11 protein-coding genes and 1 pseudogene are annotated in these 14003 nt (G+C 55.5%); 5 read left to right on the forward strand and 7 right to left on the reverse strand.

The window, feature by feature from the left end:
• Positions 1–144 precede the first annotated feature (144 nt).
• A complete protein-coding gene (locus LZ634_RS03385; RefSeq protein ID WP_234502347.1) occupies positions 145–1056 on the reverse strand; it encodes a LysR family transcriptional regulator in 912 nt (303 codons plus the stop codon).
• Positions 1057–1283: 227 nt separating this feature from the next.
• Here LZ634_RS03385 and LZ634_RS03390 point away from each other — a divergent pair, with 227 nt between their 5' ends.
• The gene (locus tag LZ634_RS03390; protein WP_234502348.1) at positions 1284–1610 is read left to right on the forward strand and encodes an EthD family reductase; all 327 of its coding nucleotides are present in this window, start codon (positions 1284–1286) and stop codon (positions 1608–1610) included.
• Here LZ634_RS03390 and LZ634_RS03395 read toward each other — a convergent pair.
• From LZ634_RS03395 to aegA, 3 genes are all read right to left on the reverse strand, one after another.
• Complete coding sequence (locus LZ634_RS03395) at positions 1607–2656, reverse strand: DUF1176 domain-containing protein (protein ID WP_234502349.1); 1050 nt, start codon at positions 2654–2656, stop codon at positions 1607–1609. The genes LZ634_RS03390 and LZ634_RS03395 overlap by 4 nt on opposite strands.
• Before the next feature lie 105 nt (positions 2657–2761).
• Positions 2762–3337: a GDP-mannose pyrophosphatase NudK gene (nudK, locus tag LZ634_RS03400; RefSeq protein ID WP_234502350.1), complete on the reverse strand. Its 576-nt coding sequence runs from the start codon at positions 3335–3337 to the stop codon at positions 2762–2764.
• Between the two features lie 58 nt (positions 3338–3395).
• A complete protein-coding gene (gene aegA, locus LZ634_RS03405; protein ID WP_234502351.1) occupies positions 3396–5378 on the reverse strand; it encodes a formate-dependent uric acid utilization protein AegA in 1983 nt (660 codons plus the stop codon).
• A gap of 326 nt (positions 5379–5704) precedes the next feature.
• Between aegA and acrD the strand changes: the two genes are divergently transcribed.
• Positions 5705–8818, forward strand: coding sequence for a multidrug efflux RND transporter permease AcrD (gene acrD, locus LZ634_RS03410; protein WP_234502352.1), 3114 nt, complete (start codon positions 5705–5707; stop codon positions 8816–8818).
• A 123-nt stretch (positions 8819–8941) separates the two neighbouring features.
• Here acrD and ypfM read toward each other — a convergent pair.
• Positions 8942–8989: pseudogene (ypfM, locus tag LZ634_RS22725) on the reverse strand (protein YpfM); the annotation flags it as partial.
• A 377-nt stretch (positions 8990–9366) separates the two neighbouring features.
• On the opposite strand from ypfM, the gene LZ634_RS03415 reads away from it, so the two are divergent.
• From LZ634_RS03415 to LZ634_RS03425, 3 genes are read left to right on the forward strand one after another with little or no spacing between them, the layout of a single operon-like run.
• Positions 9367–9726: an ArsC family reductase gene (locus LZ634_RS03415; protein WP_234502353.1), complete on the forward strand. Its 360-nt coding sequence runs from the start codon at positions 9367–9369 to the stop codon at positions 9724–9726.
• 56 nt (positions 9727–9782) lie between these two features.
• Positions 9783–10910 (forward strand): succinyl-diaminopimelate desuccinylase, encoded by a 1128-nt coding sequence (gene dapE, locus LZ634_RS03420; protein ID WP_234502354.1) that lies wholly within the window; start codon positions 9783–9785, stop codon positions 10908–10910.
• Positions 10911–10940: 30 nt separating this feature from the next.
• Complete coding sequence (locus LZ634_RS03425) at positions 10941–11141, forward strand: YpfN family protein (RefSeq protein ID WP_234502355.1); 201 nt, start codon at positions 10941–10943, stop codon at positions 11139–11141.
• 81 nt (positions 11142–11222) lie between these two features.
• Here the strand turns inward: LZ634_RS03425 and ypfH are convergent, their stop codons facing one another.
• Entirely contained in the window at positions 11223–11921 is a 699-nt protein-coding gene (gene ypfH / locus LZ634_RS03430) for an esterase (protein ID WP_234502356.1), read from the reverse strand.
• Between the two features lie 76 nt (positions 11922–11997).
• Positions 11998–13998, reverse strand: coding sequence for a tRNA(Met) cytidine acetyltransferase TmcA (locus LZ634_RS03435; RefSeq protein ID WP_320673442.1), 2001 nt, complete (start codon positions 13996–13998; stop codon positions 11998–12000).
• Between the last annotated feature and the right edge of the window lie 5 nt (positions 13999–14003).

Genomic DNA, 14003 nt, shown 5'->3' on the forward strand with positions numbered 1-14003 from the left:
AACTTTGAAGGCCGCCATACTCTTGCGAACACGCCATGCTTTGTTATTGATTTATTATCTGTATGTTATCAATTATCAGTAGCAAGATCATGATTTCCAAATATGCTTTTTCGTTATGCCCGCCATAACCAAACTAACATCCCGTTAGTCCAGCAGACCTTCCCGTGCCGCGCGAACCAGTTCATCCACGGCATAGCGTATTTTCGGCAGCGGCTGGCGGTTCTTCGGCCATATGGCGCTGATTGGCATTTCGCCACCGGCATATTCAGCAAGCACTTCGACTAACTCGCCGCGCTGCAAATGTTCTGCCACCAACCAGCGCGGCAGCTGCGATAGGCCGCATCCGGCCAGCGTCGCGGCAAGCATGGCGTCACCGTCGGCAAACTCATGGGTTGCAGGCGGAGTCACCCGGACGGTCTGCCCATTTTGCTCTTTGAACAGCCATGAAATGGGCTGGTTTCGACGAAAACCCACAACGCAATGATGGTCTGACAGTTCATCCGGTTTTTGAGGCTCTCCGTGTCGTTGCAGATAGGCAGGAATCGCACAGAGCACCAGCTTTTGCGTCGTCAAACGACGGGCAACTAAGCCGCTGCTATCCGCCAGTTCCCCAATACGCACCACCAGGTCAATGCCCTCTTCAATGAGATCAACAAAACGTTCGCTAAACGTTACCGTGAGCGACAGCGCTGGGTACTGGCGAGCAATGGCCAATAGAATGGGCAGAACACGCTGTCGGCCAAATGCCGACGGCAGATCGACACGCAGACGCCCCGCCGGTTGTACGACGTGTGAAGTCAGCTCCGCTTCGGCCTGTTCAAGGATATCGATAGCCTGCTGGCAGCGAGCCAAAAACATCTCACCGTCGGGAGTAAGGCTTAACCGTCGCGTTGAACGGTGGAATAGCTTGATCCCCAGTCGCGCCTCAAGGCGACCGACGCTTTTACCTACTGCGGATTTGGTCAGCCCCAGTCGCTCGGCCGCGGCGGTAAAACTGCCCAACTGGGCCGTCGTGGCAAAGGCAGTGATCCCGCCAAGATTATCTGTTGTACGCATCCGTAAAGACCCGCTGAATAAGGAATCACTATGCTGTACCGCATTGGAGAATTTATGTCTACAAAGAAGCGAACCAAACCCTATTTATCGTCTTAATTAAATCAATCATAGTATGTCGCGTGATGACTCATCGTCATCATGTGGCAAAGCGGGCCCGTTAAGCCATCATCTTAGATCGTTAAAATAATCATGGTGTTAATACATCATTATCAATACTGGAGTGAATAATGACGACGGCAAACGGTTTCAAACATGTCGGCCTACTGACTAAAAAAGAGGGGCAGAGTTTCGAGGAGTTTGTTGCTCATTGGCAACAGGTGCATAGCAAAATCGCCCTTGAGCTACCTGGGCTGCGGGGGTATGTATTGAACCCTATCGACCGCCGGGTCTATGCTGATTCGCCGATCGACGGTTTCTCAGAGCTGTGGTTCGATTCGCTTGACGACGCCATAGCGGCCTTTGAATCTCCGGTTGGTCAGCAAGCATTCGCCGATGTGCCGAATTTTGCCGCTCACGTCGCCGTAACCTACATTACGGAAATCAGGAAACGTTAACCGGAGACCCACTGGGTCGCCCAGGCATCCGCTCCCTGCCAGTTATCGCACTGCGGCTGCGCGGCATAGCGCACCAGACGAAAACGCTGTCCATCATATCGCCAGCGCGTCTGGACGCCACAATCGCCCAGCCCGCGCCCTTTTTCCAGCGTCACGAGCTCGCGACTTTTTTCGTTGAAAGTCAGGTTCACCAGTTCAATATCGCGTCCTTCACTGCCGGTCGGTAAAAAGGGTAACCGTAGCCGTATCGGCGTGGTGACAAACGGTTTTTTACGCGATACCAACCAGGCGCGATAAATGGTGTTGTAGGCTCCGGCCTCGCAGCTGGTCATCATCAGGGCTTTGTCATCGGTCAGCGCCGTTATCCACACCTCACGACGCACGGGATCCAGCGAACATTGGTTATTGTTCATCCGCCAGGTCCCAAAATCGAGCAGATCGTTGTACTCATCATGGCCCAGCGGCGTGGGTTCGGGATTAACCTTTATCACTGACTTTAACGCCGGGGCGGGCGGCACGCTCAGCGGCGGTTGACTGCCTTTACGGATCCACGCGGTTTCATTGCCAACGCGCTTTTGCTGGGCATCGATAAACAACAGCGCCGCCTTCAACCCTTGAAGCGACATCACCTGCACGCCTTTCACCAGCGTGATGGCACTGGCATCCTGAATTTGCTGCAAAAAGGCATCAATGGTAGCGCTATCGCCGGTGGTCAACAGCTTCGGCTGAATTTTCCAGTGTTCACCATCCAGCTTCAGCGGTTTGTCGTCCAGTAGCAGGCGCGGCTCAATGGCTGGCACCGCCGCCACCGGGTTGACCAAGCCGCCCAATTCAATGCGTAGCTGGGCGTCAGTGTGCGCCCCCGCGCTGCGGCTGAGCGTCATTACCAAACCGTGATGAAGGCCTACGTTTCGAGCCACGCAGAAATTCTGGTTATTGCAGGTGACTAACCAGTCGGAAAAGAGCTGCTGCGCCGGGGCCGCCCACGTCAACGACGTCGGGAGCAACCCGATGCAGAAGAATAAAAGGAAAATGCGGTAACGCATGGACGGTACTACCCCAGAAGAAAAAAGCATCAACTTACTGAGGGTATCTTCACCACCGAGGCGACAATGCTCAATCGGATTTGTCGGATTGAGCGTTGTACCGGGTTACGCCATAAGGCCCGAATGCTGAAGATACTGAAGTAAAATCACCGTTTTACCGTCGCAAATTTCACCGCGAAGAATCATCTCCAGCGCCTGGCTAAACGGCAGTTCCAGCACGTCAATCGCCTCATCTTCGACCCCGCCCCCGGCATTTTCACGCAGGCTATCGTCATATTCGGCGATAAAGAAGTGCACGATTTCCGTCACCCCGCCCGGCGACATGTACAGCTGAAAGACTTTGCGTACGTTTTTCACCTGGTAGCCGGTCTCTTCAATCGCCTCTTTGCGGATGCAATCTTCCGGCTCATCGTCGTCCAATAGCCCGGCGCAGGTTTCAATCAGCATCCCGTCCGTATTCCCGTTCACCCAGGTCGCAATGCGGAACTGGCGCACCAGCACTACGTTCTGTTTTTGGCTGTTGTAGAGCAGGACAGTAGCGCCATTCCCGCGGTCGTAGACTTCACGTTTGTGCTGCACGACTTGCCCGTCTCGTTGGGTTAAATCGTAGGTGATATTGCGCAGGACAAAGTAGTTTTCGGAGAGGATTTTATTTTTGATAACGTTGATGTTAAGGGACATTCGGGCTCCACAGCGGTAACACGGATGGACCATATTACGCCGTGGAGCCGGGGTTGCGTCAATGCGCGCGGGTAACTTTAACGTCCAGCCAATCGAGGATCCCCTGTGCCGCATGGCGGCCTTCCGCCATCGCCGTCACCACTAAATCCGCGCCGCGCACCGCATCACCGCCGGCGAAGATTTTCGGATTACTGGTCTGATAGCGGTAGCGGGAATTCACGTTGGCGCGAATGCGTCCCCAGTCGTCGACCTCAACGCCCTGGGCATTGAGCCACGGCATTCCGTGCGGATGGAAACCGAAGGCCATGATCACCGCATCGGCCGGCATCACAAACTCACTGCCAGGGATCGGCGTGGGTCGACGCCGCCCGTTACTGTCCGGCTCGCCAAGCTGGGTACGCAGAAAACGAACACCGCTAACGCCTCCCTCGTTATTCAGCTCAAGCGTTACCGGCTGGACGTTAAATTCAAATTCAGCGCCTTCTTCCTTCGCGTTTTTGACCTCTTTTTTCGAGCCCGGCATATTGGCTTCATCGCGACGATAGGCACAAGTCACTTTCTGTGCGCCGTGGCGCAACGCGGTGCGCACGCAATCCATCGCCGTATCGCCACCGCCAAGCACCACGACATTGAGCCCTTTGGTATTGATATACGGCTCATCAGTCAGCTCGTTCAGTCCCATCACATTTTTGGTGTTGGCAATCAGGAACGGCAGCGCATCATAAACCCCTGGCGCATCTTCGTTAGGCAGATCCGCCTTCATCGAACGATAGGTGCCGACACCGACGAAAACGGCGTCGAACTCTTCCAGCAGCGCGCTGAGCATGATGTCTTTGCCAATCTCGCAGTTGAGCTCAAAGCGAATACCCATGTCGCTAAAAATTTCGCGGCGGCGGGCCATCAGCGATTTATCTAGCTTGAAGGCTGGGATGCCGAAGGTCAGCAGGCCGCCTATTTCCGGATGACGGTCAAACACCACCGGTTCAACGCCCTGACGCACCAGGATATCAGCGCAGGCCAGTCCCGCAGGCCCGGCACCGATAATCGCCACTCGCTTGCCGCTGCTGACCACATTGCCAATGGTCGGGCGCCAGCCTTTGGCCAGCGCGCGGTCGGAGATATAGCGTTCAATGTTGCCAATCGTCACCGCGCCGTGTTCGTCGCGAATGGTACAGGCGCCTTCACAAAGCCGGTCCTGTGGGCATACCCGACCGGTAATTTCCGGCAGCGGGTTGGTTTGATGCGACAGTTCCACCGCTCCGTCGATATCCCCGGCGTTAACCCGTTCAATCCACTGAGGAATATGGTTATGCAGCGGGCAGGTCCACTCGCAAATGCTGTGTTCACCGCAGGTCAGACAGCGTGATGACGCCTGCTGCGCCTGTGCTTCGTGGAGCGGCAGATAAATTTCAGCAAAGCCGGTTTTACGCGCCGCCAGATTCAGCTTATCAGCCTCCCCACGCGGCGGCGTGGCAGCCATCTGCTGGACTTTACTGCGTACCGCCTGTGGGGCTGCCGCACGGATATCGCTGTGCCACGGCTGCGCTTCCCGGCAGGCCGTTTGCAGCCGACGCGCGCTGGCGATTTCGCTGAGCCGCTGATTGGTCATCAGTTGCAGCGCATCAGCCGGGCAGTTTTCCACACACGCAGGTCCCGCCGGGCGCTCATGACAGAGATCGCACTTATGGGCACTGGCTTTAATCCGCCCATCGTTGGCTGGCGTCAGGACAATTTGCATGGTGCCAAACGGACACGCAACCACGCAGGATTTGCAGCCTATACACTTTGCCTGGTTAACTAAAATAGCGTCATTGTCATGACGTATTGCGCCATTTGGGCAGCTACGCGCACAAGGGGCGTCTTCACAATGATGACAGGTTGCCGCTCCGCGCTGGTTGTTCATTTTCACAACCGTAATTCGCGGAACAAACTGGGATACGTTAAGGACGTGCTGCTCTTCGTTATGCGACATTACACAGGCAACTTCACATGCCTTGCATCCAATGCATTTTTGGCTATCTACCCGAATAAAACGGTTCATACATTCTCAGCCTATGGTTATAAAACCTTATATTTATAAGTTCTATTTATTAGCTGAGGAATCCCTGTGCAGGCAATGTCCATTTGCCCAGAAATGGTGACTATCTGTCAGTATGATGTGGCAGATCAATAAATTTCAGCTTAAATGAAATTACGTTTCATGCATCTACTGACGGTGGCGTAAGGATGTGCAAACCGTTTCAGCAAAGCAGCACGATAATTTACATTATCTTCTTATTTTCTCCACGATTGCTGGCAGCCTTACGGCTACAGTGTTTGACGCAATTCAGTACGTATAAAAATGAATAATATGAGGTCCGGATCCTGATGGCGAATTTCTTTATCGATCGCCCCATTTTTGCCTGGGTGCTGGCAATCCTGTTGTGCCTGACCGGTACGCTAGCAATATTTTCACTCCCCGTTGAGCAATACCCTGACCTCGCGCCGCCAAACGTACGCATCTCCGCCAACTACCCTGGAGCATCAGCGCAGACGCTGGAAAATACCGTCACTCAGGTTATCGAACAGAACATGACCGGCATCGATAACCTGATGTATATGTCATCGCAAAGTAGCGCCACCGGCCAGGCCAGTATTACCCTGAGCTTTGTGGCGGGCACCGACCCGGACGAAGCCGTACAGCAGGTGCAAAATCAGCTACAAACCGCCATGAACAAGCTGCCGCAGGCAGTGCAAACCCAGGGCGTCACGGTGCGTAAAACCGGCGATACTAACATTCTGACTATCGCCTTCGTCTCCACCGATGGCAGCATGGATAAGCAAGATATCTCCGACTATGTAGCCAGTAACATTCAGGACCCACTCAGCCGTGTGGACGGCGTGGGCGACATCGATGCCTACGGCTCGCAATACTCCATGCGTATCTGGCTCGACCCGGCCAAACTCAATAGCTTCCAGCTCACCGCTGGCGATGTCACCAGCGCCATTAAATCCCAGAACGCGCAGATTGCGGTCGGTCAGCTAGGGGGAACGCCATCGGTCGATAACCAGGCGCTGAACGCTACCATCAACGCCCAGTCTTTACTGCAAACACCGGAGCAATTTCGCGATATTACCCTGCGCGTCAATCAGGACGGTTCGCAGGTCACGTTAGGTGACGTCGCCACCATCGAAATGGGCGCGGAAAAATACGACTACCTCAGCCGCTATAACCGCAATCCGGCCTCCGGTTTGGGTATCAAGCTCGCTTCCGGCGCCAATGAAATGGCCACCGCCGAGCGCGTCATCCAACGGCTGGATGAACTCAAGCAGTACTTCCCACACGGGCTGGAATATAAAGTGGCCTACGAGACCACCTCGTTCGTCAAAGCATCCATTAAGGATGTCGTAAAAACGCTGCTTGAAGCGGTATTGCTGGTATTCCTGGTAATGTACCTGTTCTTGCAAAACTTCCGCGCTACGCTGATTCCAACCATCGCCGTTCCGGTGGTGCTGATGGGGACATTCTCAGTCCTCTACGCCTTTGGATACAGCATTAACACCCTGACGATGTTCGCCATGGTGCTCGCCATCGGGCTGCTGGTGGATGACGCCATCGTGGTGGTTGAAAACGTCGAGCGAATAATGAGTAGCGAAGGGCTCACGCCGAGGCAGGCCACGCGAAAATCGATGGGGCAAATTCAAGGTGCGCTGGTGGGTATCGCCATGGTGCTGTCGGCGGTGTTTATCCCGATGGCCTTCTTTGGCGGCACTACCGGGGCGATTTACCGCCAGTTCTCGATAACCATCGTATCGGCAATGGTGCTCTCGGTGCTGGTGGCGATGATCCTCACACCCGCGCTATGCGCCACTCTCCTGAAGCCTATCCACAAAGGCGAAACCCACGGGACAAAGGGCTTCTTCGGTTGGTTTAACCGCAAGTTTGATGCCAGCTCCCGCCGCTATGAGTCCGGCGTGGCGAAGATTCTCCAGCGCAGCGTCCGCTGGATGCTGATTTATGTGCTGCTGCTTGGTGGCATGGTATTCCTGTTCCTGCGCCTGCCCTCTTCTTTCCTGCCGCTGGAAGACCGCGGCATGTTCACCACTTCCGTTCAGTTGCCAAGCGGTTCAACTCAGCAACAGACGCTGAAGGTGGTGGAGAAAGTTGAGGACTATTTCTTTAAAAATGAGAAAGACAATATCACCTCAATCTTCGCCACTATCGGCTCCGGCCCCGGCGGTAATGGTCAGAACGTAGCGCGGATGTTTGTGCGCCTGAAGGACTGGGACGAGCGCGACAGTACCACCGGAACGTCATTCGCCATTATTGAACGTGCTACCAAAGCGCTGAACAAGATTAAAGAAGCCCGCGTCTTTGCCAGCAGCCCGCCGTCCATTAGCGGTTTGGGGAGCTCTGCCGGGTTTGATATGGAATTGCAGGATCACGCAGGAGCCGGGCACGATGCGCTAATGGCGGCACGTGACCAGCTGTTAGAGCTAGCAGGTAAAGACCCGCAGCTGACCCGCGTGCGTCACAACGGTCTCGACGATAGCCCACAGCTGCAGGTGGATATCGACCAGCGAAAAGCCCAGGCGCTGGGGGTTTCCATCGACGATATTAACGACACGCTACAAACCGCGTGGGGTTCAAGCTACGTTAACGACTTTATGGATCGCGGCCGCGTGAAGAAAGTATACGTCCAGTCCGCCGCCAAATACCGCATGCTGCCAGATGATATTAATTTGTGGTATGTGCGGAATAACACCGGTCAGATGGTGCCATTCTCAGCCTTTGCCACCTCACGCTGGGAAACCGGATCGCCGCGCCTGGAACGCTATAACGGCTACTCTGCGGTAGAGATTATCGGGGAAGCCGCGCCGGGCGTGAGTACCGGTACCGCGATGGACGTCATGCAAAATCTGGTGAAACAGCTTCCTACCGGTTTCGGCCTGGAATGGACGGCAATGTCCTATCAGGAACGACTCTCTGGGGCGCAGGCTCCGGCGCTGTATGCGATTTCGCTGCTGGTCGTCTTCCTGTGTCTGGCTGCGCTGTATGAAAGCTGGTCGGTGCCATTCTCCGTGATGTTGGTGGTACCGCTCGGGGTTATCGGTGCGCTACTGGCAACCTGGATGCGCGGGCTGGAGAACGATGTTTACTTCCAGGTCGGGCTGCTCACGGTAATCGGGCTATCGGCGAAAAACGCCATTCTGATTGTCGAATTTGCCAACGAGAGAAACGAGCAAGGCGAGGATTTAATGTCGGCCACGCTGGAAGCCTGCCGCCAACGTCTGCGTCCGATTCTGATGACCTCACTGGCGTTTATTTTCGGCGTGCTGCCGATGGCACTCACCACCGGCGCGGGCTCCGGCGGGCAACACGCGGTGGGCACCGGCGTGGTTGGCGGGATGCTCTCGGCCACTATCCTGGCGATTTTCTTCGTACCGTTGTTCTTCGTGCTGGTACGCAGACGCTTCCCGCTCAAAGAGAAGCCAGAGTAAGAAACAAAAAGGCGACATTTATAAATGTCGCCTTTTTGTATTGGAATGTGACCCAACTACTCTGTACCACAACACCATCATGGTTATTGAAAGAACACAGCGCTTAATTCACATTGCTGAAAACTATTTACGAAGCATTACTTCGATAAAGTCTTTCCAGTTCCCCAGTTCCCCAGTTCACGTTCAATCATAACAACCTCTCTTATTATTGTGTGTATTTTACGTACTAATGTGTGACCTGTGAATACGGTTTACCCGATTGCTTTAAGTGTCACTGCCAACATATGTTTACTGCGTGCCGCCACTATGAGCCGGAACGTTGACATTTAATGTGACGAGCAGCAACATTCCGAAATAGTTATAATTATGTGAATAACATGATAATAATTTTGGGTAAGCCCACGCTAAATCACTACGACTTAAGTTGTAGTCAGCATGATAAACCGGACGCTTTTCAACCGTTTTATGCAGCCGAAATTAAAACGGGCGATGCGCCAAATAACGTGTATATTCGAATCCCCTAAAACCTGCTGATATAAAGGTGGAACATGACCGTCCTCTATGGAATAAAGAACTGCGACACAATTAAAAAAGCCCGTCGTTGGCTGGATGACCATCAGGTTGAATATCGCTTTCATGACTATCGCGTCGATGGGTTGCCATCTGAACTGCTGGCGACCTTTATTGCTGAGCTTGGCTGGGAAGCGCTGCTGAATACCCGCGGCACCACCTGGCGTAAACTCGATGAAAGCGTACGTGCGACGGTAAACAATGCCGAAGCCGCCGCCGCGCTGATGCTGGAAATGCCGGCTATCATCAAACGCCCATTGCTCTGCGCGCCGGCACAGCCTATGCTGCTTGGTTTTAGCGACGCCAGTTACACCCAGTGGCTCGCACAGGCGCGCTAACGCCGTCGCCCTGTTTTACTTTTTTGTCGATAACGAAAAATAACGAGGTCTAGTTTATGTCTTGCCCAGTCATTGAGCTGGCTCAGCAGCTTATTCGCCGCCCTTCTCTTAGCCCCGATGACGCGGGCTGTCAGGCGCTAATGATCGAGCGCCTGCGTGCGGCGGGGTTCACCGTTGAACCCATGGATTTTGGTGATACCCAGAATTTCTGGGCATGGCGTGGCAAAGGGGAAACGCTGGCGTTTGCAGGCCACACCGATGTGGTGCCCGCAGGTGATGCCGACCGCTGGATAAATCCACCGTTTGAACCGACTATTCGTGACGGCATGCTGTTTGGCCGCGGCGCGGCCGATATGAAAGGCTCGCTGGCAGCCATGGTTATCGCCGCCGAGCGTTTTGTTGCCCAGCATCCAAACCACAAAGGCCGCCTGGCATTCCTGATAACCTCCGATGAAGAGGCCAGCGCAACGCACGGTACGGTCAAAGTGGTTGAAGCGCTGATGGCCCGCAATGAGCGTCTGGACTACTGCCTGGTGGGCGAACCTTCCAGTACCGAAGTGGTGGGCGACGTGGTTAAAAATGGCCGTCGCGGCTCAATGACCTGCAACCTGACCATTCATGGCGTGCAAGGGCATGTGGCCTATCCGCATCTGGCCGACAACCCGGTTCACCGCGCTGCGCCGTGGATGAATGAACTGGTATCAATCGAGTGGGATAAAGGTAACGAATTCTTCCCGCCAACCAGTATGCAGATTGCCAACATTAAGGCCGGCACCGGCAGCAATAACGTGATCCCAGGCGATCTGTTTGTACAGTTCAACTTCCGTTTCAGCACCGAGCTGACGGATGAGATGATCAAAGCGCGCGTTATCGCGCTACTGGAAAAATATCAACTGCGCTACACCCTCGACTGGTGGATCTCCGGACAACCATTCCTGACCGCGCGCGGTAAGCTGGTGGATGCAGTCGTTAACGCCATCGCGCACTATAATGAAATTGAACCGCAGCTGCTGACTACCGGCGGGACCTCGGACGGGCGCTTTATTGCCCAGATGGGTGCGCAGGTCGTGGAATTAGGGCCGGTGAACGCCACCATTCATAAAATAAATGAGTGCGTTAACGCCGCCGACTTGCAGATGCTGGCACGGATGTATCAACGGATAATGGAACAACTGGTCGCCTGAGGGCGCAACGGTAAGTAAGAGGTAACACGCATGGACTGGCTGACAAAATACTGGTGGATTTTGGTACTGGTGTTTCTGGTTGGGGTCATCATCAACGTCATCAAAGATCTGAGCCGCGTTGATCATAAAAAATTTCTCGCCAACAAACCCGACCTGCCGCCGCATCGTGACTGCAACGACAAGTGGGATGATGACGACGACTGGCCGAAGAAGGATCAGCCGAAGAAATAGTTTACGGTCACTACCTACTCCCCGTTATTTGAACGGGCTACCGCAACGGTAGCCTGTTCAAACGCGGTCACGTTTTAATCCTTACATCATTTCAATCACGTCATCATCTTTCGGCGTTCCGCCGCTCAATGCTTCATCGAAATAGTGCTTAGGCACGGTATAACGCAGGTGATCGAGCGCAAACTGCATGCTGCGGTCGTCAATGGCGTGACCTAAATCTTCGACGATATCCAGCGTCACATCGCCGCCAGCAGCGAGAATGGCCTCCTGCCCTTTCACCGCCCACGCCAAATCAATCACCCGGTCTTCACCGCCGTGAATAAGGTGCACGGTGGTTGCCGTGCTGGCGGTTTCCGGCAACGTCGCGTAGCGGCCGTTAAAGGCAATCACCCGCGATGCCAGGTTCGGCTCGGCCTTGACCCCTTCGAGCGACATAATCGCCCCCTGCGAGAAACCGATAAGCGCGGTAGCCTGCGGGCCAACGCCACTCTGTTTCTGCCAGTAGCGCACCGTCTCAATAAAGGTCGGCATAATCGCATCAATGCGCGCCTGACGGTTTTCTTCCGTCACGCCCTGCACAGAGAACCACTGACGTCCCGGAGCCGGTCCGCACGGTTCGACGCCGCCTACGCTGACGATTAACGCATCCGGGAACAGCGGTGCAAACCAGCTACCGATTTGTCCCATTGCCACCGGATTATCACCCACGCCATGAAACAACAGCAGCAGCTGTTGAGCGGGCTTCGCGGGGCTTTGAACAACAAAATGATCGTGTGTCATGGCTGTCTCCTTGGTTTTGTCGGTCAGTTTACGCCGCACCAGAATAATGACCATGCCATTTAACTGAATGAGTCAGTTAAAAAAATTGCAGTTGCTGAATCTGTTCCATGAGCATATTTGTACGTTCGCTGTCCACTGCACGCATCGCTTGTCCCGCTTCGTCGCGAAGCCGAATCAGCAGCGATTTACGCCCGTTAATGCCCAGGCGCGAGCAGAGCGCTGTTTCGCCCTCACCGTTCAAGCGCCCCCGCAGTGCAGGAAGCGGTAGCTCTAGCTGCCCGACAAGCAGATTCAGGTTCGCCAGCACCGCCAGCAGCGGGCGATGGGCGAAGGCAAAACCTGCCAGATCCCACCAGTCATCATCAGTAAGAGTAGCGGCCGGGGGATCGGGCAGCGGGACTTTTTCATCAACCCAGCGCTGAAGCCATTGCCATTCGCGGCACAGGCGGGCGTGTTCACGCTGCATCAGCGCTTCTCCCGACGCCGTCAGTGGCCGTAACGCCATGGCAGCATAGCAGCCGCTACTCGCTTCGCGCTGGGTCCCTATCCGCACCAGCGTGAAGCCACAGCGCTGCCAGAAGCGCCAGAGTTCATCGGTATAGCCAAAGCTAACCGACAGATAGTCGCAATCGACGGCGCTTTCCCACGCCTGCGCCACCAGCCGCTGGCCGATACCTTCGCGCTGGCGAAGCGGGTGCACGGCGATACGGCTGATACGTCGCCCGATAAGCGTGGCCGCAAGCCTGCTTCCCCCGTGTGCTGCCAGTGACTGCGCCACCAGATTGCCTCTGGGGCGACGAAAACCGGCCCAGACGGCCTGGCTCAACGCAGGCGTTAAGCCGCCCTCATCCACCATCCACAGTGCGCCCGCAGGGCCGCTGGCGCTGAGGGCGGCCAGGAAATGTTGTCCAGGCGCATCCATCATGCGGCGGAGATCGAGCGGTGAAGTGCGGTAGTGCGCTCCGGAGAGCAACTGATAGAGTGCGGAAGGTCGTTCAGGCTGACTCTGCCAGGCCGATTGTTCTACGGGGAGCAGCGTCACTTCGCCATCAGGCCGCTCAGCGAAGGAATCATCGTGAAAAATAAGCGCATCATTAACCACCGCCTCGAGCGGACACCCTGCGGCCCAGCGAATAGGCTGCGCCAGGGTAAAGGCTTCGCGCTGCGGGAACTCGGCGCAGAACTTCAGTAAGAAACCTCGACCGGTACCCTCATAGCCCTGCACCGTGGTAGTCAGCAGCGTATGGGGAAAGCGGGCAATGAGCTTTTTCAGCATCGGGGCTGGAATGGCTGCGGCTTCATCGACCACCAGCCAGTCAGCGACGGCATCGGAGGCCAGCAGCGCGTCGGGGGCCATAAAATGAAAGCGCTCACCGGCAAATTCGGCAATCACGTCAGCGGAAGCACGCGAAGGTGCGGTGACGACAGCGTCACCCGCTAAACGCTGAATATGCATACCCGCCAACGCCGATTTTCCTCGCCCTCGCTCGGCCGTCACCACGCACACTTTGGCTGAGGTATTCGATAGCGCCTGTAAAATAGCCTGCTGCTCACGCTCCGGCTGGCCGCTAGCCCGCTGCCAGTCTGGCCTCGTTATCTCGGGTTGTTTTGGTACAGGCTGCCCCTGCAGCCAGACAAGCGTCTGCGGGCTCGCGGCAACCGTCCGGCAAAAATGGTCAACAAAGTTAGGGGTAGTAATCGGTTCCGGCGCATCGCTCCAGCGCAGCGAGTCGGCATCGGTTTGTTGACGCCAGTTCTGCCACTCCGGCACCAGCAGCAGCATCCAGCTTCCGGCGCGCAGCGTACCGGCCAGCGCGGCAAAAGCCGAAACGTCAAAACCGTTGCGGGCATCAAAAATAGCATGCTGAAACTCACGCCCCAGCAGGGTCGTGAGTTTAGAAGGAAGGCAAAAAGGTGCATCCGTCGGTGTTGGGCCAACCCACAGTACATCCGCGCTGGCGGCATGGCGGAACGCGACCGCCTGCTGTTCGCTCCACGTGGCCTCACCGCTCACCACCAGCAGGCGTCGAATCCCCGCCTGTGCCATTCGCGCGGCCTGCGCGAACAGCTCATCCATGATGC

The organism is Kluyvera intermedia (assembly GCF_021440345.1).
GTDB classification, from domain to species: domain Bacteria; phylum Pseudomonadota; class Gammaproteobacteria; order Enterobacterales; family Enterobacteriaceae; genus Kluyvera; species Kluyvera intermedia_A.

Coding starts and splice junctions, on each gene's coding strand:
- LZ634_RS03385 (WP_234502347.1), bottom strand. CDS start 1,056: ATGCGTACAACAGATAATCTTGGCGGGATCACTGCCTTTGCCACGACG.
- LZ634_RS03390 (WP_234502348.1), top strand. CDS start 1,284: ATGACGACGGCAAACGGTTTCAAACATGTCGGCCTACTGACTAAAAAA.
- LZ634_RS03395 (WP_234502349.1), bottom strand. CDS start 2,656: ATGCGTTACCGCATTTTCCTTTTATTCTTCTGCATCGGGTTGCTCCCG.
- nudK (WP_234502350.1), bottom strand. CDS start 3,337: ATGTCCCTTAACATCAACGTTATCAAAAATAAAATCCTCTCCGAAAAC.
- aegA (WP_234502351.1), bottom strand. CDS start 5,378: ATGAACCGTTTTATTCGGGTAGATAGCCAAAAATGCATTGGATGCAAG.
- acrD (WP_234502352.1), top strand. CDS start 5,705: ATGGCGAATTTCTTTATCGATCGCCCCATTTTTGCCTGGGTGCTGGCA.
- LZ634_RS03415 (WP_234502353.1), top strand. CDS start 9,367: ATGACCGTCCTCTATGGAATAAAGAACTGCGACACAATTAAAAAAGCC.
- dapE (WP_234502354.1), top strand. CDS start 9,783: ATGTCTTGCCCAGTCATTGAGCTGGCTCAGCAGCTTATTCGCCGCCCT.
- LZ634_RS03425 (WP_234502355.1), top strand. CDS start 10,941: ATGGACTGGCTGACAAAATACTGGTGGATTTTGGTACTGGTGTTTCTG.
- ypfH (WP_234502356.1), bottom strand. CDS start 11,921: ATGACACACGATCATTTTGTTGTTCAAAGCCCCGCGAAGCCCGCTCAA.
- LZ634_RS03435 (WP_320673442.1), bottom strand. CDS start 13,998: ATGGATGAGCTGTTCGCGCAGGCCGCGCGAATGGCACAGGCGGGGATT.